Source organism: Eubacterium coprostanoligenes, assembly GCF_900167205.1.
Taxonomy (GTDB): domain Bacteria; phylum Bacillota; class Clostridia; order Oscillospirales; family Acutalibacteraceae; genus Eubacterium_R; species Eubacterium_R coprostanoligenes.
The window spans coordinates 41,463-63,380 of record NZ_FUWW01000007.1 but is presented as its reverse complement, the minus strand read 5'-3'; the positions used below and the strand labels follow the sequence as shown (position 1 = coordinate 63,380).

Annotated in this window: 15 protein-coding genes; 2 read left to right on the top strand and 13 right to left on the bottom strand. The window is 42.7% G+C overall.

Translation table 11 applies throughout. The features are described 5' to 3' along the window. Window positions 1-29 precede the first annotated feature (29 nt). Window positions 30-1,505, bottom strand: coding sequence for an MFS transporter (locus B5D29_RS04195; RefSeq protein ID WP_159443394.1), 1,476 nt, complete (start codon window positions 1,503-1,505; stop codon window positions 30-32). A 123-nt stretch (window positions 1,506-1,628) separates the two neighbouring features. Between B5D29_RS04195 and B5D29_RS04190 the strand changes: the two genes are divergently transcribed. Together B5D29_RS04190 and B5D29_RS04185 are read left to right on the top strand one after the other, a co-directional pair. After that, on the top strand, window positions 1,629-2,075 hold the full coding sequence (locus tag B5D29_RS04190; protein ID WP_078768329.1) for a 2-thiouracil desulfurase family protein: 447 nt from the start codon (window positions 1,629-1,631) through the stop codon (window positions 2,073-2,075). Then, window positions 2,068-2,514: a hypothetical protein gene (locus B5D29_RS04185; RefSeq protein WP_078768328.1), complete on the top strand. Its 447-nt coding sequence runs from the start codon at window positions 2,068-2,070 to the stop codon at window positions 2,512-2,514. Before B5D29_RS04190 ends, B5D29_RS04185 begins: the two co-directional genes overlap by 8 nt. Before the next feature lie 36 nt (window positions 2,515-2,550). Here B5D29_RS04185 and B5D29_RS04180 read toward each other — a convergent pair whose 3' ends face one another. From B5D29_RS04180 to rpoB, 12 genes are all read right to left on the bottom strand, one after another. Continuing rightward, window positions 2,551-3,234, bottom strand: coding sequence for an ECF transporter S component (locus tag B5D29_RS04180; protein WP_078768327.1), 684 nt, complete (start codon window positions 3,232-3,234; stop codon window positions 2,551-2,553). Then, window positions 3,231-4,718 carry an ABC transporter ATP-binding protein gene (locus B5D29_RS04175; protein WP_078768326.1) on the bottom strand — a complete coding sequence of 496 codons (1,488 nt, stop codon included), beginning with the start codon at window positions 4,716-4,718 and terminating at the stop codon, window positions 3,231-3,233. The genes B5D29_RS04180 and B5D29_RS04175 overlap by 4 nt, the downstream gene beginning before the upstream one ends. Next, entirely contained in the window at window positions 4,691-5,548 is an 858-nt protein-coding gene (locus B5D29_RS04170; protein WP_078768325.1) for an energy-coupling factor transporter transmembrane component T, read from the bottom strand. Before B5D29_RS04170 ends, B5D29_RS04175 begins: the two co-directional genes overlap by 28 nt. Window positions 5,549-5,560: 12 nt before the next feature. After that, entirely contained in the window at window positions 5,561-6,022 is a 462-nt protein-coding gene (locus B5D29_RS04165; RefSeq protein WP_078768324.1) for a cob(I)yrinic acid a,c-diamide adenosyltransferase, read from the bottom strand. After that, the gene (mreB, locus tag B5D29_RS04160) at window positions 6,019-7,047 is read right to left on the bottom strand and encodes a rod shape-determining protein (RefSeq protein WP_159443393.1); all 1,029 of its coding nucleotides are present in this window, start codon (window positions 7,045-7,047) and stop codon (window positions 6,019-6,021) included. The genes B5D29_RS04165 and mreB overlap by 4 nt, the downstream gene beginning before the upstream one ends. 68 nt (window positions 7,048-7,115) lie before the next feature. After that, window positions 7,116-9,344, bottom strand: a complete 2,229-nt coding sequence (recD2, locus tag B5D29_RS04155) for an SF1B family DNA helicase RecD2 (protein WP_078768322.1) — start codon at window positions 9,342-9,344, stop codon at window positions 7,116-7,118. A 140-nt stretch (window positions 9,345-9,484) separates the two neighbouring features. Further along, window positions 9,485-10,678 (bottom strand): elongation factor Tu, encoded by a 1,194-nt coding sequence (tuf, locus tag B5D29_RS04150; protein WP_078768321.1) that lies wholly within the window; start codon window positions 10,676-10,678, stop codon window positions 9,485-9,487. 86 nt (window positions 10,679-10,764) lie between these two features. Then, a complete protein-coding gene (fusA, locus tag B5D29_RS04145; RefSeq protein ID WP_078768320.1) occupies window positions 10,765-12,873 on the bottom strand; it encodes an elongation factor G in 2,109 nt (702 codons plus the stop codon). A 21-nt stretch (window positions 12,874-12,894) separates the two neighbouring features. Further along, window positions 12,895-13,365, bottom strand: a complete 471-nt coding sequence (gene rpsG, locus B5D29_RS04140) for a 30S ribosomal protein S7 (RefSeq protein ID WP_078768319.1) — start codon at window positions 13,363-13,365, stop codon at window positions 12,895-12,897. A gap of 138 nt (window positions 13,366-13,503) precedes the next feature. Next, window positions 13,504-13,923 carry a 30S ribosomal protein S12 gene (rpsL, locus tag B5D29_RS04135; RefSeq protein WP_078768318.1) on the bottom strand — a complete coding sequence of 140 codons (420 nt, stop codon included), beginning with the start codon at window positions 13,921-13,923 and terminating at the stop codon, window positions 13,504-13,506. Window positions 13,924-14,140: 217 nt separating this feature from the next. After that, the gene (gene rpoC, locus B5D29_RS04130; RefSeq protein ID WP_078768317.1) at window positions 14,141-17,794 is read right to left on the bottom strand and encodes a DNA-directed RNA polymerase subunit beta'; all 3,654 of its coding nucleotides are present in this window, start codon (window positions 17,792-17,794) and stop codon (window positions 14,141-14,143) included. A 69-nt stretch (window positions 17,795-17,863) separates the two neighbouring features. Continuing rightward, entirely contained in the window at window positions 17,864-21,616 is a 3,753-nt protein-coding gene (gene rpoB / locus B5D29_RS04125; RefSeq protein WP_078768316.1) for a DNA-directed RNA polymerase subunit beta, read from the bottom strand. Between the last annotated feature and the right edge of the window lie 302 nt (window positions 21,617-21,918).

Sequence of the window (21,918 nt, the reverse complement as noted above, 5' to 3'; positions counted from 1 at the left end):
ATAGCAAATGTTAATTTTATCCAAATAAATTAATCAATTTCAATACCTCTGCGTTTTCTTTGCTCTGCAAGTTGCTTTTCCATATTTTCACGGTACTCACCTGTAATGTTATAGAAGAGCATCGGAATTATGCAAATGAAAAGTGAAACAGCCGGAATGATTGAAATGATGCTGAAAATGCCGTTGCGAACACCGTGGGTCATTTCAAGCGGATTTGCGGTAATTGATGCAGAAATGCTCGAAACATCAAGGTCTGCAATAATGTACATCAAGATGATGAACGAGGTTGCAATAGCGTTTCCGAACTTTGTAACAAAACTCTGAATAGCCGAGCCCATACCTGTAAGACGAACGCCTGTTTTAAGCTCCATATAATCAAGGCAGTCACCAACCATTGCAAACGCACAAACATTGATTGTTCCGCAAGGAATTGCACTGATTACAAGAAGCGGAACACACGCCCAGAAATGCTCATAGCCGATAAACCACATGGCAAGTGACGAAGTTGCACCGAGAAGCGCAGACACAATAACAATCTGCTTGTAGTTGAATTTCTTAATAAGCGGAGTTACGGCAATCATAGCGCCAAACATACCAATTGCCGAAGCGGCAGCCATAACAGTTGACACCTTTGAAATATTTGCCTGAAGTGCACTTTCAAGTTCTGCACCCGAAAGACCGGACAAATCCTTGCCGATATAGAAAGAATATCTTGCAACATGGACAGCACCTGCTTGGAACATATATCTTGCGGCAGACAAAACACCCATAAGTGCTGTGAGCATAAGCGGTTTGCAAGTGAAAATGAGTTTGAGAGCGTTCGGCTGATTTTTATTCTTTTTTTCCGGAACAGGAATATTTACACGCTCTTTTGTTTTAAAGTAAACTCTTACAAACAGAATATTGCCGATAATTGAGCAAATAAGAGCCATAACAACATACTTTGTTTTTTCAAGTTCCGTGCCCGAAAGGTTGAATTTTGGCAAAATAAAGCCCAAAATCATAAACAAACCCATTGGCACTGCAGAGCCGATACCATTGAAGGTTCTTGCCTTTGAAATAATCGAGCCACGCTCATCCGCATTAGGCGTGAGGGCGTTAGGCAGGCTCCAAAACGGAACATCACTGCTGGTATAAATCATACCCCACGCAACATAAGTAATTGCGGCATAAATCATCTTTTGACTATCCGCCAAATTCGGCGCATAGAAAAGAAGCATTGTAAGAATAGCAACAGGAATAGGAGTGTATAAAAGATACGGACGCATTTTGCCGTTTTTGAAACTGTTGCGGTCAACGATATATCCCATAATTGGGTCGTTGATGGCATCCCAAATTCTTGCAATAAACATCAAAAGCAACACAAAAATCGGAGTAACTTTTAATACATTAAGGTAAAAGTCAGAGATGTATGAGCTCATAATCGCATACACCATACCTTGACCGAGTGCGCCCACACAGTAGGCAAGCCATTCCTTTTTAGGAACATACATTTTTGCTTCCATAATAATTCCCCTTTTATCCGCAAAAAATATTAACCTGTCCATAAATATAAAATAACATATTGCTATAGCATAAGTCAAACATTTATGTTATAATTACTACAATAAATTTTAGTTGGTGAATTTATGAAAACAAAAATTCTTGTATCCGCCTGCCTGCTTGGTGAAAATTGCAAATACAGTGGCGGAAACAACAAAAACGATGAAGTAATAGCATTGGCGGACAGTTTTGAGCTGATTCCCGTTTGTCCCGAATGTTTCGGAGGCTTGACAATTCCGAGATTGCCGAGTGAAATCAAGGGTGGCAGAGTTTACGCAAAAGACGGCGAAGATGTGACCGATGCCTTTATGTCGGGCGCAGAGCAAACGCTGTACATTGCAAAAGAAACAAACGCTCCGTGTGCCGTGCTGAAAGAGAATTCTCCGTCGTGCGGTTTCGGCAAAATCTACGACGGCACATTTTCCGGCAACAAAATTGACGGAAACGGGATAACCGCACAATTGCTTTTTAACAACGAAATACAGATATTCGGCGAAAGCCAAATCAAAAAATTGAGGTATCTATATGAATAAGAAAATCCAAAAAGCCGTGGCAATCATTCTTGGTGCTTTCACAATTTGCAGTCTGCTCACATTCACCGCTTGCTCAAAGCAAGACACAACAAAAGAAGAATCTGTTATTGTAACGGAAAAAGCAAAAATCAAAGACGCAGACGCAATCAACTATATTGAAAGTTATTCAAGCAAACAGCTCGGATTGACTGACGAGGAGAAAAAAGCCTGCTCATTTATGGTGGCATCTGACGGTGAAGAAATCGACGGAAAGAAGTACATCAAAATTATTGCCGCAATAAAGAACGAACAAAAAGGCAACGACGGTCAGGTAACATACACCTTTGACACCAAGGGCGAATACTTCATTTCGTTCAACGGTGACGAAGTGCTCAAAAAGAGCGGTGACGCATACAGCAAATTAGAACTGATTACAACAACTAAAAAGGAAAACAAATAAAAAAACGAGCTTGAACAGAAATTGTTCAGGCTCATTTTAATTAAGACCGTATTTTTTGCTTATTCGTTCAATTTTGGTGATGAACGGCATACCGAAAAGAAAGAGGAACACCGCAGTTGCCCCACCGAAAACAAGGCTAAACACCGCACCGCTTGCATAAATTGAAAGTGCGCCTTTGAGCGTGACATTATTTCCGTAAGCCGAAAGCACGGTTGACATATCAACAATTGCGCCGTAAACAACCGTTGCAAGCACAAAGCCGACAATCGAAAGCGTATATCGGTTGACCTTGAGCCACCGAAAAATCAAGCCTGCAAGCAAACCGACAGTTCCGAGTGCCACCATTTGAAACGGGGTCCACATTCCCTGCCCAAAAATGAAATTTGACACAAAGGCGGAAAACGCACCGACAATATATCCCTTGTGAGCGCCAAGGCAAACGGCAGAGACAATGACAACTGCCGCAATCGGTTTGACCTGCGGAACAAGATAAAATGCCGCACGGCTGACAACCGCAAGGGCAATCAAGGTTGCCGTGAGAGTTATATCTCTTGCGGTGACCTTTTTTTGCTCATACGAAACAAAAAACGGAAGCATTGACGCAATCAAAATCACAACCGACACGATGTAATAATTCACGCTGTCGGCAAACAAAAACTGCCACAACACAATAAAAGCAAGGCTGAGTGCAACGGTGATGTACAAAAACGCTTTTTTCATATCATTCCCCCGTCATTCAAATCCTGCTCACCGACATAGCCAAGCGCAATGCCGTTTGTTATTTTTGCGGTGCAGGTTGTGTAAAAATTCAGCGAAGTGAAAAACTCTCGTCTTGGCATAGTTGTGACAATTTCGCCCTTTGACAAAAACGAGATATAGTCGCCGTATTCGCCTGCAAAATCTATATCGTGAGTTGCAATAACAACGGTTTTATCCTCGTCACAAAGACGGTACAGCACATCTGCAAGTTTGACCTTCAGTTCATAATCAAGCGCCTTTGTCGGTTCATCAAGCAAGATGATGTCGGCATTTTTTTGCAAAACCTTGGCAAGCGCAAGCCTTTGTGCCTGACCGCCCGAAATGTCATAAGGATGTTGCTCTTTTATATCATCAATCTGCAAAAAGTCGGTAATTCTTCCAAATTCGACCTCATCACCGCAACGATCCTTGGTGAACAAATCAAGAGGATTTTGGCAAAGCATAGACACAGTTCGTTCCGTTTTGACTTTGCCGTGATGCGGTTTCAAAACATTTGCCATAACCTTGAGCACAGTTGATTTTCCGCCGGAATTTGCACCCAAAAGCACATTGATTTTGCCACGATACAGTTTTAAATCCAGACCTTTAAGCACATCAATATTTTTGGTGTAGGCAAACGAAATGTTTTTCAATTTCATATCAACCGAAGTGTCATCATTTTCGGATGAAAGCGGTGGCAAATTCTTTTCTTTGAGCAATTCCCTGCACTTAAAAACCGTATCAGCACCGTCAAACAATCTCATAAACAACGGAAGTTCGCCCAAAAGCGGAGAATGGTTTTTCTTCATATACTCGACTGTTTTTTGAGGTGTATCCTTCAAAACTGCCTTGCCGTTTTCTATAACAAGAACGCTGTCGGCACACGGAAAAAGTTCTTCTGTAAGGTGCTCGGAAATCACCACAGTTGTGCCAAAATCACGGTTGAGTTTTCTGACCACTGCAACAAACCGTTGAGCCGATACCGGGTCAAGCTGACAGGTCGGTTCATCAAGCACCAAAACATCAGGCTTCATAATCATCACGGAAGCGAGATTCAAAAGCTGTTTTTCACCACCCGAAAGGGTTGAAATATCATTGTCAAGTTTGTCCGAAAGATTAAAGTAGCTTGCTGTTTCAGCAACCAAAAGTTCAATTGAACTCCTGTTCATCCCCATATTTGTAAGGCCAAAAGACAGCTCGCTCCTCACCTTGTCGGTGACAATATTTTCCTCAACATTTTGTGCAACATAACCAACACTGCCGTTGATTTTTATACACCCTGTCAGAGTGCCGTTTGGTGCAATTTCTTTTTTCATCAATTTTAGCAAAGTTGATTTGCCTGCACCCGAACAACCCAAAACAAGGCACAGTTCGCCACCCGAAACGCTGAAACTGACATCTTTAAGCACGGAGGCAGAGCTTGTCGGATAAGAAAAACTCAATTTTTCGCATATGATATTTTCCATAAAATCTCCTCCGTCAAATCAATAATTACAGGCAACAGCGACAGCAACAAAAACAGCACAAACGCCACCGCATCAAAGGATTTTGAATAAATCCTCGGGTCAAAAATAAATGTGATTTTTCCGCCTGCTTTTGCACAAATCACATATACCAAAGCAACCAAGGACAGAGCAATCATCACCCCGTCAATCGCCTTGAATTTATATCGAGAATACCTAACCGCTTTTGGATTATATCCCCTTGCGGTCATAGAATCGGCTGTTACAATACTGCTTTCAAGACTGTAAGTCACAAGAGCAGACAAATTGTTGAGTGCCGATTTCATTTTATTTTTCGGCTTTTTTCCGCCGTTGAGTGCCATTGAAGCCGTTTCAATATCTTTCAATTTTTTGGTAAATCTCGGAATAAAACCAAGCACCATAGAAAAGAGAAGAGCGGTTTTAGGTGCAAACCTAAAGGCATAAATCACTTTTTCGCTGTCAACCACTCGCCCGAATATGCCAAACCACAGCACCATTGCCGTCACAACAAAGCCTTGATTCAAGCCGTAGAACAGCGCTTCAAGTGTAAATTCGGTGTCGCCGATTTTGAACAGCACCGTCATTCCGTAATGTGCAAAGAGCATATTGAACAACCCGATAACCCATATCATCACCACGGAAAATTTGAGTGATGACAACACTTCCTTTCCCCTGCTTTTCACTTCATAAAGCAATGCACCGAGGAGCGACACCAAAATAAAAAAAGGGTTATATACCGACACAATCAGTACAAACATTCCGATAAAATACAAAAAATGAAATATCGGATGTAATTTGCTGAATCTGTCCATATATAATCCTCTCTAATATTCTATACCTCGTCTTGCGGAAACTCCGCTGTCGTAAGGGTGCTTTTCTTTTTGAAAAAATGTCACATAATCGGCAAGTTCGCAAAGTTCATCAACCTTGTTGTGACCTGTTACAATATATTCCCTATCGTTTGAAAACAGAGTTTTCATATCATCAACGCTCAAAAATTTTGGAATCAAGTCCGAAAATTCGTCAAGCACGATCACATCTGCCGTTGATTTTTTGATATACTCCACCGCTTCGTCAACCCACGATTGATATTCGTCACCGGGGTTAAAGCCCAAATTATGCGGTGACGGATAAACCTCAAACGGCAAAACCGAAAGTTCACTGCTACTGTCATTTTTAAAAAACTGAACAAGCAAAACGCTCATTCCTGCACCGTGGGCACGCATTGACGCACCGACAGCCGAACAGGTTTTGCCCTTGCCGTAGCCGTAATAATAATGAATCATTTTATTCTAACTTCTTCTTTTGTCTTGTATCTGTATCCGTAATTGTCAAGAATGTGCATATTATTAAGTGCAACAGTCGCACCCTTGCCAACGCACAAATCAGGCATTGGATAAACCTCAACATCAAGCCCGAGTGCTTTTTTGAACATCTCATCCATACCGTAAAGCTGTGCCGAACCGCCTGTCAAAATAACCTTTGACACGGTAATATCCGCAATAAGCTGTGGTGATGTACGCTCAAACATAATTTGTGCAGCTGCCGTAATTTCCGCAAGCAACGGCTTCAAGCACTCATAAATTTCTGTGCTTGTGATTTCAACAGTTCTCGGAAGTCCTGTAACAGAACTTCTGCCGTTGACATTCATAGTAACTTCTATTTCACGAGGGATTGCACTGCCGATTTGCTTTTTGACTTCTTCTGCGGTGCGAACACCAATCAAAACAGAATGTTCATCCTTAAGGTGCTTTACAATTTCATCATCAAAGGTGTTGCCGGCAACCTTAACGGTTTCGCACTGGCTCATTGAACCTTGGCTGACAACTGCCATATCAGTTGTGCCACCGCCGATATTGATTACAAACGCACCGTTTGGCTGTTGAGGTTCGACTCCTGCGCCAAAAGCGGCACAAAGCGGTTCTTCAACAAGGCACACCGACCTTGCACCTGCGGAGATGATAACAGAAATAATCGTTCTTTTTTCAACATCTGTTGCAAGTGCCGGAACAGAGGCAACCACTCTCGGTCTGAATATGCTTTTTTTGATAACTCTGCCGATAAAGTATTTTACCATCTGTGCGGTCATATTATATGAACCGATAACACCGTTTTTAAGCGGTTGCAACACGGTTATTCCGCTTGGCTCTCTGCCCTCAAGATGATAAGCTCTTCTGCCTGCATATAAAATTTTCTCTGTTTCGGTATCATAGGCAACATAAGTCGGCTCGTTGATAACCACGCCTTTACCCGGCACGGTTATAACGATGTTGCTTGTGCCCATATCTATACCAAGGTCATAACCAAACATCTGCATTCCTCGTTTGTTTTATAGCAAAATTTATATTTATATCAATTAACTATTGTACAATAGCGACTCTAAAATGTCAACAAATCATCGTTATCATCACTCTCAATAAAATATTTAAGTGCACTGAAACGGCGTGACTTTTTGTCATTTTCAACCATCTGCCTTATACCCTGTTCATTGCCGACAAGAACAAGCAGTCTTTTTGCTCTTGTAAGCGCAGTATAAAACAGATTTCTGTATGCAAGTTTTTGCGGAACAGCAAGCACAGGCATAACAACTGCGTTGAATTCACTGCCCTGCGATTTGTGAACCGTCATTGCATATGCAAGTTCAAGTTCCTTGACATTTTCAACGCTGTACATAGCCTCTTTGTCATCATATCTGACATTGATAATATCGTTCGCCTTGTCAATTCGAGTGAGAATTCCAATATCGCCATTGAAAACTCCCGTGCCTGTTTCTCCGATTTTAAACCACGGAACATCATAGTTGTTCTTGATTTGCATAACACGGTCACCCTCACGCAAGGTGTAACCCTTATAACGAATTTCCTGCTTTTCCTTTGAAGGCGGATTGATTTTCGCCTGCAAAATCGCATTGATATTTTGCGTTCCGACCTCGCCCATTCTGCTCGGGCAAAGCACCTGGATGTCGCCCATAGGGTCAAAGCCGTAGCCCGCAGGAAGTCGGGCAGTTACAAGGTCAAGAATTTTTTTCTGTGCGTTATATTTTGAATTCTCTTTCAGCAAGAAGAAGTCGCTTTCTGCCGAATTATCAAACTCCGGCATTTCGCCCTTAACAACTCGGTGAGCATTTGTTACAATCTTGCTTTTCATTGCCTGACGGAACACCTTGTCAAGAGTTACCACCGGCAAAGCACCGCTGTCAATCATATCACGGAGAACATTTCCTGCACCGACAGGCGGAAGCTGATCTTGGTCGCCAACCATAATCAATCGACAATGAAGTGGCAAAGCATCAAGCAAAGCCGAAAAAAGTGTGACATCCACCATCGACAGCTCATCAACGATTACCGCATCATAATCAAGCGGATTTTTCAAATCGTGGACAAAGCTCTGCGTGTTTTCGCCCTCTTTATATTCAACCTCAAGCAAGCGATGAATGGTTTTTGCCTCACTGCCCGTGAGTTCCTCCATTCGCTGTGCCGCCCTTCCCGTCGGTGCGGCAAGTGCCACCTTGAGATTTCGATTTTTCATCAGTTGAATTATGCCTTTGACCGTGGTGGTTTTACCTGTACCCGGACCACCTGTAAGAATTAGCAATCCTTTTGATACGGCATATTCAATTGCTGTCCTTTGCTTTTCGTCAAATTTGATTTTACTGCTTTCCTCAAAAGCGTAAATCTCACTTTGATGAATTTCATTCTGCCTCGGAGGGAATTCAACCATAATTTTTATACGGTCGGCAATACCTCTTTCGGCGTGATAGATTTCAGGCAAAAAGAGAAAATCTCTGTCATAAACTTTTCGCTGAATAATTGCTTTTGACTCAATAGCATTATCAATAGCGATTTCCACGGCGTCGCTGTCACAAATCAACAGTTCTTTAGCGGGTTCAATAATCTTATCTCTTGGAATACAAGTATGGCCGTTGCCCAAATTGTGATGCAAAATATAGCAAATTCCGGCTTGAGCACGGTATGTAAACGGAGGTCGCTCTTGCAAATTTTCTGCAATTTGCTCCGCTTTGTCAAATGTTATGCCTGTTTCTGCACCAATAAGAGCATACGGGTTAGCTGTAATAAAATCCATAGCTTCGGCTTTCAGCAAGTTATAGGTTTTGATTGCTTCATTTTGCGAAAGTCCCAAATTTGTCAATCCCATCAAGGTTTCTCTTGCAGAAAACTGCGACTTGAAATTTTTGCACATTTCACGAGCTTTTGCACTTGAAATGCCTCTGATTGTTGCAAGTCGAGCAGGGTCATTTTCGAGAACATCAAAGGTTTGAGTGCCGAATTTTTCTACAATTTTTGTTGCGGTTGCAGGTCCGATACCTCTAACGATGCCTGACGATAGGTATTTCAAAATTCCGCCGACATCCGCAGGCAGAGTTTGAACAACGGTTTCAGCCTTGAACTGTCTGCCAAAAGAAGGATGAAAACTCCAAATGCCTCTGCATTCAATTTCAGCTCCGACAGCAAGTTCACCCACTGTGCCGACAACGGTTACGCCCTCGTCACCCGTGTTCACTTCCGCAACACAAAAGCCGGTATTATCGTTATAAAACGAAATATCCTCAACCGTTCCTATTAAAATGTCCTGAACTTCATTTTCCATATCAGCACCTCAAAAATCTGCTTCTATTATAGCAACAAAAGGATATATAGGCAAGCATATAGCAAACAAAAATAAATATCAAACAAGAAAAAAAGAGCAAAGCCGAAGCTTTGCTCTAATAGATTTAGTAAATCAGGTGATTACTCGTTGATCTTTGTAACAACGCCTGAACCTACTGTTCTACCGCCTTCACGGATAGCGAAACGAAGACCTTCTTCGATAGCGATAGGAGTGATGAGTTCAACGTTCATGTCAACGTTATCGCCAGGCATACACATTTCAACACCTTCAGGAAGTGTGATAACACCTGTTACGTCAGTTGTTCTGAAGTAGAACTGTGGACGATAGTTGTTGAAGAATGGAGTATGACGGCCACCTTCGTCCTTTGAAAGAACGTAAACTTGACCTGTGAACTTTGTGTGTGGGTGAATAGAACCAGGAGCAGCAAGTACTTGACCTCTCTTGATATCTGTTCTCTGAACACCACGAAGAAGACAACCGATGTTGTCACCAGCCTCAGCATAGTCGAGGATCTTACGGAACATTTCGATACCTGTGCAAACTGTTGACTTGATTTCGTCCTCAAGACCAACCATTTCTACTGTATCGTTTGTCTTAAGCTGACCTCTTTCAACTCTACCTGTTGCAACTGTACCACGACCTGTGATTGTGAATACGTCTTCAATAGGCATAAGGAAAGGAAGGTCTGCCTTACGGTCAGGAGTTGGGATATATTCATCAACTGCATCCATGAGTTCCTGAATGCAAGCGCAAGCAGGATCATCGTTTGATGTAGCTTCAAGAGCCTTAAGAGCTGAACCCTTAATGATTGGGCACTCATCGTCAAAGTCATACTCAGCAAGTGTTTCTCTGATTTCCATCTCTACGAGTTCAAGGAGTTCAGGGTCGTCAACTTGGTCAGTCTTGTTCATGAATACAACGATTGCAGGAACGCCTACCTGACGAGCAAGAAGCAAGTGCTCCTTTGTCTGAGCCATAGGACCATCTGTTGAAGCGATTACAAGGATAGCGCCGTCCATCTGTGCAGCACCTGTGATCATGTTCTTGATATAGTCAGCGTGTCCCGGGCAGTCAACGTGAGCGTAGTGACGCTTTTCTGTTTCATACTCAACGTGAGCTGTGTTGATTGTGATACCACGTTCTCTTTCTTCAGGAGCCTTATCGATATCAGCATAGTCTTCAAACTTAGCGAAGCCCTTGTTTGCAAGATACTTTGTGATAGCAGCTGTAAGAGTTGTCTTACCGTGGTCAACGTGACCGATTGTACCAATGTTTACGTGTGGCTTGGTACGATTAAAATGTTCTTTTGCCATTGGAATTTCCTCCCTAAAAATTTCTTAAAAAATTTGTTACTAATATTCTACCAAAAAGGTTGGTAAATATCAAGTGTTTTTTTATATTAGTCTTTCTTTGAGCGTTCGCTGATGATTGATTCAGAGATTGACTTTGGAACTTGGTCGTAACCGTCAGGTTCCATTGTGTACTGTCCACGACCCTGTGTCTTTGAACGGAGGTCGTTTACATAACCGAACATCTCTGAAAGCGGAACTCTCGCATTGATTTGCTTTGCACCTGTTCTATCTTCCATACCTTGGATTTGACCACGGCGTGAGTTAAGGTCGCCGATTACATCGCCCATGTATTCTTCAGGAACGATAACAGTAACCTTCATCATAGGTTCGAGAATTACAGGATGAGCCTTCTTTGCAGCATCTTTGAATGCCATAGAACCGGCAATCTTAAATGCCATTTCAGAAGAGTCGACTTCATGGTAAGAACCATCATAAAGTTCTACACGAACATCAACAACCGGATAACCGGCCAAAATACCGCTCTTCATAGCAGCCTGAATACCTGCGTCAACTGCAGGGATGTATTCCTTAGGAATAGCACCGCCGACAATCTGATTGTCGAATTCATAGCCCTTACCTACGCCGTTTTCGTCGAGGTTAGGGAACATACGAATCTTACAGTGACCGTACTGACCGCTACCACCGGATTGCTTCTTATACTTTGTATCGGACATAGAGTCCTGAGTAATTGTTTCTTTGTATGCAACCTGAGGTGCACCGACATTTGCCTCTACCTTAAATTCACGGAGCAAACGGTCAACGATGATTTCAAGGTGAAGTTCACCCATACCTGCGATGATGGTTTGTCCTGTTTCTTCATCGGTATAAGCCTTAAATGTAGGGTCTTCTTCTGCAAGTTTTGCAAGAGCAATACCCATCTTTTCCTGACCTGCCTTAGTCTTTGGCTCGATAGCTACACGAATTACAGGGTCAGGGAAATTCATTGATTCAAGAATGATTGGGTGATTTTCATCACAAAGTGTATCACCTGTTGTAGTATTCTTAAGACCAACTGCAGCAGCGATATCACCTGCATAACATACAGGAATATCTTCTCTGTGGTTTGCGTGCATCTGAAGAATTCTACCCATTCTTTCTTTGTTGCCCTTTACAGAGTTGTAGCAAGGTGTACCTGCTTCGATTGTACCGGAGTAAACTCTGAAGTAGCAAATCTTACCTACAAACGGGTCAGTTGCAATCTTAAATGCAAGAGCAGCAAACGGCTCGTCATCAGATGAATGACGATATTCTTCTTCTTCGGTTTCAGGGTTGATACCCTTGATTGATTCGATATCGGTTGGAGCCGGCATGTAATCAACGATAGCGTCGAGGAGCGGCTGAACACCCATATCTCTGTAAGCTGTACCACAGCATACAGGAACCATGTCACCGGAGATTGTGCACTTACGGATGTACTTCTTCATTGTGTCAACGCTGATTGCATCTTCACCCTCTTCAAAATACTTTTCCATAAGTTCTTCGTCCTGTTCTGCGATGAACTCAACAAGTTCTGTTCTGTACTTAGCAGCTTTTTCCTGAAGTTCAGGACGAATTTCTCTTTCTTCAAAAACTGTACCCAAGTTCTTATCAGGGTCGATATATACGATTTCCTTGTTGTTTACAAGGTCAACGATACCTTCAAATGTGTCCTCGCTGCCGATAGGAAGCTGAATTGGAAGTGCATTACACTTAAAACGCTCCAATACCATATTGAGAACATTGTAAAAGTCTGCACCCATGATATCCATCTTGTTAACGAAAATCATACGAGGTACATTGTATTCGTCAGCCTGACGCCATACGGTTTCAGACTGTGGCTCAACACCGCCCTTTGCACAAAGAACGGTAACCGAACCGTCAAGTACACGGAGTGAACGCTGTACTTCTACTGTGAAGTCAACGTGACCCGGTGTATCGATGATATTAATTCTGTGGCCTTTCCAGAAGCATGTTGTAGCAGCAGAAGTAATTGTAATACCTCTTTCCTGCTCTTGCTCCATCCAGTCCATTGTAGCGCCACCCTCATGGGTTTCGCCAATCTTGTGGTTGATACCGGTGTAGTAAAGAATACGCTCTGTTGTAGTAGTCTTACCGGCATCGATATGCGCCATAATACCAATATTTCTTGTTTCTTCAAGAGCAACTTTTCTTGGCATAATATCCTCCTGTCCGGCTGATTAGTATCTGAAATGAGCAAAAGCCTTGTTTGCTTCTGCCATCTTGTGTGTATCTTCACACTTCTTAACTGCACCGCCTGTTTGGTTTGCAGCGTCCATAAGCTCTGCTGCAAGACGCTCCTTCATAGTTCTTTCACTTCTCTGACGAGCATAAAGTGTAATCCATCTAAGACCCAATGTCTGTCTTCTTTCAGGACGAACCTCCAAAGGAACTTGATATGTTGCACCGCCGACACGGCGAGCCTTTACTTCGAGAACCGGCATAACATTTTCCATTGCAGCTTCAAAAGTTTCCAATGGGTCGTTGCCTGTCTTTTCTTGGATGATGTCGAACGCACCGTAAACGATCTTCTGTGCGACACCCTTCTTTCCATCAAGCATGATGTTGTTGATAAGTCTTGTTACAACCTTTGAGTTGTACATTGGATCAGGTAATACATCACGCTTAGCGATCTGGCCTCTTCTTGGCATCTTCGCTTCCCTCCTTCATTAAATTATAATATGAGTTCATAGGTACTCGGTTTTTCCGTGGAGCCAACAATAAGCCCTTTATATGAATAAATAAACTATTGTCGGGTTTCCTCGTTAAATTTTAGCTAAAAAATCCGATTACTTCTTAGCCTTTGGCTTCTTTGCACCGTACTTTGAACGGCTCTGCATTCTGCCTGTAACACCCTGTGTATCGAGTGTGCCGCGGATGATGTGGTAACGAACACCAGGTAAATCCTTAACACGGCCGCCACGAACCATAACAACAGAGTGCTCTTGAAGGTTATGACCTACACCAGGGATGTAAGCTGAAACTTCCATACCGTTTGTAAGACGAACTCTGGCAATCTTACGGAGAGCTGAGTTAGGCTTTTTAGGTGTTGCTGTCTTAACCGCTGTACAAACACCGCGCTTTTGTGGAGACGCATTGTTTGTCATAACATTCTTCTTTGTATTAAGACCCTTAATAAGAGCAGGAGTCTTTGACTTCTTCTCAAGTGACTTACGACCGGTCTTAACTAATTGGTTAAAGGTAGGCAATAGTTTATTCTCCTTTCTGATTATTTGTGCACATACTGCAACGAATTGCAATATACACATTGCATACCTTACATATTATATAAGGTATCGGATGCACATATTGCACTATCTACCGAGGCATAATCCCTTATGCCTCGATAGACGATTTTAACAAATTAAAGCGATAAAACTTGGTAACATTGCACAAGTTAATCTGCACACAGATAAGTATTATAACTTAGTTGTTGCTATTTGTCAATAGTTGTTGCAATTGTTCTAAATCTTTTATTTCCATTCCGCTTTCGGATGAGAAATAGCTTGGAACAACATCAACATCTCTGAACACACTCATACCTGTACCGGCAGGAACAAGTTTACCGATAAGAACATTCTCCTTAAGACCGATAAGTGGGTCTGACTTGCCACGGATGGCAGCGTCTGTAAGAACTCTTGTTGTTTCCTGGAATGAAGCTGCTGACAAGAACGAATCTGTTGCAAGAGAAGCCTTTGTGATACCCAAAAGAAGCGGAATATATGTTGCCTTCTTGAGGTTTTCTTCACCTGCTGCAATTCTTGCATCAATCTTATCATTTTCTTCAGCAACTGCTGCAACATCAACATTTGTACCGGAGATAAGCTCTGTGTCACCTGCGTCATCAACGATGCACTTCTTGAGCATCTGACGAACGATAACCTCGATGTGCTTATCGTTGATATCAACACCCTGTGTACGATATGCGTACTGAACTTCCTTGATAAGGTAGTTATAAACTGCTTCCTCACCGAGAATAGCAAGTACATCGTGTGGGTTCTTTGAACCGAGAGTAAGCTCTGTACCCTTTTCGATATATGCGCCCTCTACTATATTTTCGCAAAGTCTGTAACCGTAAGGGATGAGATACTTTCTTTCCTCGCCTGATTCTTTGTTAAAGACAACAACATGACGAGTCTTTTTGATTTCCTCGAATCTAACCGTACCGCTGATTTCAGAAAGGATAGCAAGTTGCTTTGGCTTTCTTGCCTCAAACAATTCCTCGACTCTTGGAAGACCCTGTGTAATATCTTCACCACCTGCAACACCACCGGTGTGGAAGGTTCTCATTGTAAGCTGTGTACCAGGCTCACCGATTGACTGAGCTGCGATAATACCAACTGCTTCACCAACCTGAACAGGCTCGTTGAATGCAAGGTTTGAACCGTAGCACTTACGGCAAACACCGTGGCGTGACTTACAAGTGATAAGTGAACGAATCTTAACCTTTGTGATACCTGCGGCTGTGATTCTTTCTGCATCTTCTTCGTTCATAATTCTATCGGTGTCCATAAGAACCTCACCTGTTTCAGGATGAACGATAGGTTCTGCAGCAAATCTGCCGACAAGTCTTTCCTCGAGTGATTCAAGAACACGGTTACCATCCATAATAGCGTAAACTTCAATACCGTCATGGCATCCGCAGTCGTCATCACGAATGATTACATCCTGTGATACATCAACAAGACGCCTTGTAAGGTAACCCGAGTCGGCTGTACGAAGCGCTGTATCTGTAAGACCTTTACGAGCACCACGAGAAGAAATGAAGTATTCCAAAATGTTAAGACCTTCACGGTAGTTAGCACGAATAGGGATTTCGATTGTAGCACCTGATGTGTTGGCGATAAGACCTCTCATGCCGGCAAGCTGACGAAGCTGTGATGTACTACCACGAGCACCGGAGTCTACCATCATGTGAATTGGGTTATGTGTACCGTCAAAGTTATTTATAAGTTCATCAGATACCTTATTAGTACAAACTTCCCAAGTCTTGACTACCTGTGAATAACGCTCTTCGTTTGTAATCAAACCATAGTTATAGTTTGTTGTGATTTCATCAACCTTTGCTTCAGCTTCAGCAAGGAATTCCTTCTTCTTTTCAGGGATAAGTGCGTCAATAACGGCTACTGTTGTACCTGAAACTGTTGAATACTTATAGCCTTGATTCTTAATATCATCAAGTACCTTTGAAGCGATAGCAACACCGTGAGTACGGATACAAGCATCAGCAATCTTGCCGAGTCCGCCCTTCTTAACAACGAAGCTGACTTCCGGCACAAACTCATTGCCCGGAACACTTCTGTCAACAAAGCCAAGGTCCTGAGGAATAGGTCTGTTGAAGATTACACGACCGATTGTTGTGGTAACGATACCCGACTTCATTTCGCCGTTTACTTCGCCTGTAAATCTAATCTTACATTCCGAGTGAAGACCGAGTGAGCCTTCCTGATAAGCCATCATAGCCTCATCAACATCACGGAAAATTCTATACTTTGTTACTTCCTCGCCGTCAATAATTTCCTTATAAGGACATCCAGGCTCGCCTTCTTTAATCATTGTGAGATAGTAAGAACCGATAACCATATCCTGTGAAGGAACAGCAACAGGCTTACCGTCTGAAGGCTTGAGGAGGTTGTTTGATGCAAGCATAAGCATTCTTGCTTCTGCCTGTGCCTCTGCTGAAAGAGGAACATGGACAGCCATTTGGTCACCGTCAAAGTCGGCGTTGAACGCTGTACAAGCAAGTGGGTGAAGTTTGATTGCTCTACCCTCAACAAGAACAGGCTCAAATGCCTGAATACCAAGTCTGTGAAGTGTAGGAGCACGGTTGAGCATAACAGGATGATCCTTGATTACAACTTCAAGAGCATCCCAAACTTCTGAACGGTTTGCTTTTTCTACCATCTTACGAGCTTGCTTGATATTTGAAGCAACATTTGTTTGAACCAAACGCTTCATAACGAAAGGTTTGAAAAGTTCAATAGCCATTTCCTTTGGAAGACCGCACTGGTACATCTTAAGTTCAGGACCAACAACGATAACCGAACGACCCGAATAGTCAACACGCTTACCGAGGAGGTTCTGACGGAAACGACCTTGCTTACCCTTAAGCATATCAGAAAGTGACTTGAGAGGTCTGTTGTTAGGACCTGTTACCGGTCTGCCTCTTCTGCCGTTATCAATAAGGGCATCTACAGACTCTTGGAGCATTCTCTTTTCGTTTCTGATAATAATATCAGGTGCGTGAAGTTCCATAAGTCTTTTAAGACGATTATTTCTGTTAATTACTCTTCTGTACAAATCGTTAAGGTCAGATGTAGCAAATCTGCCACCGTCAAGCTGAACCATAGGACGAATATCCGGAGGAATAACAGGGATAACATCAAGAATCATCCATTCGAGCTTATTACCGCTGTTTACGAAAGCGTCAACAACATCAAGTCTTTTAAGGAGCTTTGCTCTCTTTTGACCTGTTGCGCCCTCAAGCTCTGCCGTAAGCTCATCACGGAGTTCCTTGGCATCGATTTCTGCAAGAAGCTCTTTGATAGCCTCTGCGCCCATACCTGCCTTAAAGTCATCTTCGTATCTCTCACGCATATCCTGATACTCTTTTTCAGTAAGAGTTTGCTTCTTTTGAAGCGGAGTATCACCCGGGTCGATAACGATATAAAGTGCAAAATAAAGCACCTTTTCAAGATTTCTTTGGTTGATGTCGAGAACCTGACCGATACGGCTTGGGATACCCTTGAAGTACCAAATGTGTGATACAGGGGCAGCAAGCTCAATATGACCCATACGCTCTCTACGAACCTTTGCACGGGTAATTTCAACGCCGCAACGCTCGCAGACTTTACCCTTATAGCGAACTCTCTTGTACTTTCCGCAATGACATTCCCAGTCTTTCATAGGACCAAAAATTCTTTCGCAGAACAAACCGCCGGTTTCAGGCTTAAGAGTTCTGTAATTTATAGTTTCAGGCTTTGTTACTTCGCCGTAAGACCATTCACGAATGGCCTCCGGAGAAGCAAGCCCAATTTTAATTGAACTAAATTCATTTGTTGAATTAGCTGTATTATCCATATGGAAGCACTCCTTTTCTGTAATATATCTGAAAGTTAATCAAAAGCATTAAGTTAATTATTATAATAATTATTCTTCATCATCATAATAACTGTCGCTGTCGTCCATATCTGCAAACTCTGCGAACAAGTCAACTTCGTCATTTTGATTTGCTTCCTCGATTTCCTCACCGTTTTCATCAAGCATTCCATAGCCCTCTTGACCGTCAAAGTCATTAACCTCTGTAAATGCCTGATCGTCTGAAACGGTTGGAATTCCGTCATCGTCAAGGTCTTGCTTAAGGATAACTTCGTTACCGTCCTTGTCATAAAGTCTTGTATCAAGAGCAAGTGCCTGAAGTTCCTTATAAAGAACCTTAAATGCCTCAGGTGTGCCTGCCGGCGGAATATTCTCACCCTTAACGATTGCTTCATAAGTCTTAACACGACCAACAACATCATCCGACTTAACAGTGATGATTTCCTGCAAGGTGTAAGCTGCACCGTAAGCCTCAAGTGCCCAAACTTCCATCTCACCGAATCTCTGTCCACCGAACTGTGCCTTACCACCCAACGGCTGTTGAGTTACAAGGCTGTAAGGACCTGTTGAACGAGCGTGAATCTTATCATCTACAAGGTGGTGGAGCTTGAGGTAATACATATAACCTACGGTTACACGATTGTCAAACTTCTCACCTGTTCTGCCGTCTGTAAGCTGAACCTTACCGTCATAAATCTTGTTGCCGTTTTCATCGATATAATAACCGATGTCTGCAAGTTTAAGACATTCTCTGATGTCATCTTCGTGAGCACCGTCAAATACAGGAGTCATCATCTTCCAGCCAAGTGCCATAGCGGCATAGCCAAGATGAACTTCAAGAACCTGACCGATGTTCATACGAGAAGGTACGCCCAACGGGTTAAGCACGATATCAAGCGGACGACCGTCAGGAAGGAATGGCATATCCTCTTGTGGAAGTACACGAGAAACAACACCCTTGTTACCGTGACGACCGGCCATCTTATCACCGGCTTGAATCTTTCTCTTTTGTGCGATATAAACACGAACAACCTTGTTTACGCCCGGATTAAGCTCATCGTGGTTTGCTCTTGTAAATACCTTTACATCAACTACGATACCATATTCGCCGTGAGGCACTTTCATAGAAGTATCACGAACTTCTCTTGCCTTTTCGCCGAAGATAGCACGCAAAAGTCTTTCTTCGCTTGTAAGCTCGGTTTCACCCTTTGGTGTTACCTTACCAACAAGAATATCGCCCGAGTGAACCTCTGCACCGACACGGATGATACCGTCCTCGTCCAAATCCTTAAGAGCGTCTTCACCGACATTAGGAATATCTCTTGTAATATCTTCAGGACCGAGTTTTGTATCACGGGATTCTACCTCGTGCTCAACAATATGAATAGATGTGTAAACATCATCACGAACAATTTTTTCGTTGATAAGAACAGCGTCCTCGTAGTTATAACCTTCCCAAGTCATAAAGCCGATGAGGGCATTCTTACCGATTGAAATTTCACCGTTGCATGTTGCAGGACCGTCTGCGATAACCTGACCGTCCTCAACCTCTTGATGAAGAGATACGATAGGTCTTTGGTTGATGCAAGTGCCTTGGTTAGAACCGGCATACTTAATAAGTTCATACTTATCAATGCTACCGTCTTTGGTCTTAATCTCGATTGTGCGTGCGTCAAGCGAAACAACTGTACCGCCACGCTTTGCGATAACAACAACGCCTGAGTCGTACGCTGCCTTGTATTCCATACCGGTACCGACAACAGGAGCTTCTGTCTTAAGAAGAGGAACTGCCTGACGCTGCATGTTAGCACCCATAAGAGCACGGTTTGCGTCATCGTTTTCAAGGAACGGAATCATTGCGGTAGCAACAGAAACTACCATCTTTGGAGAAACGTCCATATAGTCAACCTTTTCAGGTGCAACTGTGATGAACTCGTCCTTATAACGGCAAGTAACTCTTGTGTTTGTAAATCTGCCGTTTTCGTCAAGAGGCTCGTTAGCCTGTGCGATGATATAATCATCCTCGACATCTGCTGTCATATATTCAACTTCGGCTGTAACAACGCCTGTTTCCTTGTCCACCTTACGATAAGGAGCTTCAATAAATCCGTATTCGTTAAGACGGCTGTAGCAAGCAAGATAAGAAATCAAGCCGATGTTTGGACCTTCAGGAGTTTCGATAGGGCACATACGACCGTAGTGGGTGTAGTGTACGTCACGAACTTCGAAGCCTGCACGGTCTCTTGACAAACCGCCGGGACCGAGTGCCGAAAGTCTTCTCTTGTGAGTAAGTTCTGCAAGAGGGTTGTTCTGGTCCATAAATTGTGACAACGGTGAAGAACCGAAGAACTCACGGATTGCCGCATTTACAGGACGGGTATTGATAATAGCCTGTGGAGTGATAGCATCGCTGTCGTCCTGTGACTGAACATTCATACGCTCTCTGATAACTCTTTCCATACGGGTAAAACCGATACGGAATTGGTTTTGGAGCAACTCGCCTACCGCACGAATACGACGGTTACCGAGATGGTCAATATCATCAACCTTACCAACACCGTTTGCAAGGTTGAGCAAATATGATACTGTTGCAAAAATATCGTCAATAATAATGTGATTAGGGATGAGGTCATCGTGACGAATCTTGATTTCAGCCTCAAGAGCTTCTTGGTCGTCGCCAACCTTTTCCATAATTTCCGAAAGAACACGGTATGAAACCTTTTCGTTGATTGCAAGTGCCTTCTTGTCGATAGTTACATACTTGTCGATATCAACCATACCGTTTGAAATAACTTTGACCACCTTACCTGACTCGAGTTTTACAAATACAGACATAACACCTGCATTTTCAATCTCAACAGCCTTTTCGTAAGTAATCTTTTCGTCAGCATCAGCAAGGAATTCACCCATAGGTGAGATAACAGGTTCAGCCAAAATCTGATCTGTAATTCTCTCAACCAATCCGAGCTTCTTGTTGTACTTATATCTGCCGACTCTTGAAAGGTCATATCTTCTTGAATCAAAGAACAAACCGTCGAGATGTGCCCTTGCAGTGTCAACTGTAGGTGGCTCGCCCGGACGAAGCTTCTTGTAAACTTCAAGAAGAGCCTCTTCCTCGTTCTTTGTTACATCCTTTTCGATAGTTGCTTCCAATCTTTCGTCTTCGCCGAAGTAATCACGGAGTTGCTCGTCCGAGCCAAGACCGAGAGAACGAAGGAAAGTTGTGATATAAATCTTTCTGTTCTTGTCGATGCGAACATAGAACAAATCGTTAGCATCGGTTTCGTATTCAAGCCAAGCACCACGGTTAGGAATAACTGTGTTTGTGAACAATTCCTTACCTGTCTTGTCGTGGTCCATATTGTAGTACACACCAGGTGAACGAACCAACTGTGATACGATACATCTTTCTGCACCGTTGATTACAAAAGTGCCTGAATCTGTCATAAGCGGAAGGTCGCCACAATAGATAATGCTATCCTTTACCTCGCCTGTTTCCGTATTTCTCAAGCGTGCCTGCACTTTAAGAGCCTTTGAGTAGGTGGTATCTCTTGCCTTACATTCTGCAATGCTGTACTTAGGCTCATCATCCATGCTGTAGTCGATGAAATCGAGAACAAGCTTTTCTGAATTATCGGTGATTGAACCGATATCCCTAAATACCTCCTTAAGACCTTCGTCAAGGAACCATTGGTAAGACTTCTTTTGCACTTCAATCAAATTAGGCATTTGCATAACTTCATTGATTTTAGCAAAGCTCTTTCGTGTAGTTGTACCGAGTTGTACATCCTTCACATTTACCATAAAGGTATTCACTCCATTCGTTTCTTATTTGCAATACATAGACCGGCAGCGCTTGACAAAATCCTGCCATTTGTCTTTAATATATAGCTTATTTAATAGCCGGACATAAAGACGCATACTACCAGTATATAATCGTGATGACATTCTACACTATTAAATAATTAAAGTCAAGAAAAATTTTAAAATATTACAAAAAATTTGCAAATCCACTGACCAAGCGGGTTTCAATATGCAAATCACATTTTTTATCAACTGTGCCGTGTGTTTTGTAGAAATACCCAAAAAAACTCGATTAAAATCGT

Bases quoted from the DNA above. Each gene is read 5' to 3' on its own strand.
- rpoB (WP_078768316.1), bottom strand. From the start codon at position 21,616: ATGGTAAATGTGAAGGATGTACAACTCGGTACAACTACACGAAAGAGC.
- B5D29_RS04185 (WP_078768328.1), top strand. From the start codon at position 2,068: ATGAATAAGAAAATCCAAAAAGCCGTGGCAATCATTCTTGGTGCTTTC.
- B5D29_RS04190 (WP_078768329.1), top strand. From the start codon at position 1,629: ATGAAAACAAAAATTCTTGTATCCGCCTGCCTGCTTGGTGAAAATTGC.
- recD2 (WP_078768322.1), bottom strand. From the start codon at position 9,344: ATGGAAAATGAAGTTCAGGACATTTTAATAGGAACGGTTGAGGATATT.
- rpoC (WP_078768317.1), bottom strand. From the start codon at position 17,794: ATGGATAATACAGCTAATTCAACAAATGAATTTAGTTCAATTAAAATT.
- B5D29_RS04180 (WP_078768327.1), bottom strand. From the start codon at position 3,234: ATGAAAAAAGCGTTTTTGTACATCACCGTTGCACTCAGCCTTGCTTTT.
- fusA (WP_078768320.1), bottom strand. From the start codon at position 12,873: ATGCCAAGAAAAGTTGCTCTTGAAGAAACAAGAAATATTGGTATTATG.
- B5D29_RS04165 (WP_078768324.1), bottom strand. From the start codon at position 6,022: ATGATTCATTATTATTACGGCTACGGCAAGGGCAAAACCTGTTCGGCT.
- B5D29_RS04175 (WP_078768326.1), bottom strand. From the start codon at position 4,718: ATGGAAAATATCATATGCGAAAAATTGAGTTTTTCTTATCCGACAAGC.
- tuf (WP_078768321.1), bottom strand. From the start codon at position 10,678: ATGGCAAAAGAACATTTTAATCGTACCAAGCCACACGTAAACATTGGT.
- B5D29_RS04170 (WP_078768325.1), bottom strand. From the start codon at position 5,548: ATGGACAGATTCAGCAAATTACATCCGATATTTCATTTTTTGTATTTT.
- mreB (WP_159443393.1), bottom strand. From the start codon at position 7,047: ATGTTTGGTTATGACCTTGGTATAGATATGGGCACAAGCAACATCGTT.
- B5D29_RS04195 (WP_159443394.1), bottom strand. From the start codon at position 1,505: ATGGAAGCAAAAATGTATGTTCCTAAAAAGGAATGGCTTGCCTACTGT.
- rpsG (WP_078768319.1), bottom strand. From the start codon at position 13,365: ATGCCAAGAAGAGGCCAGATCGCTAAGCGTGATGTATTACCTGATCCA.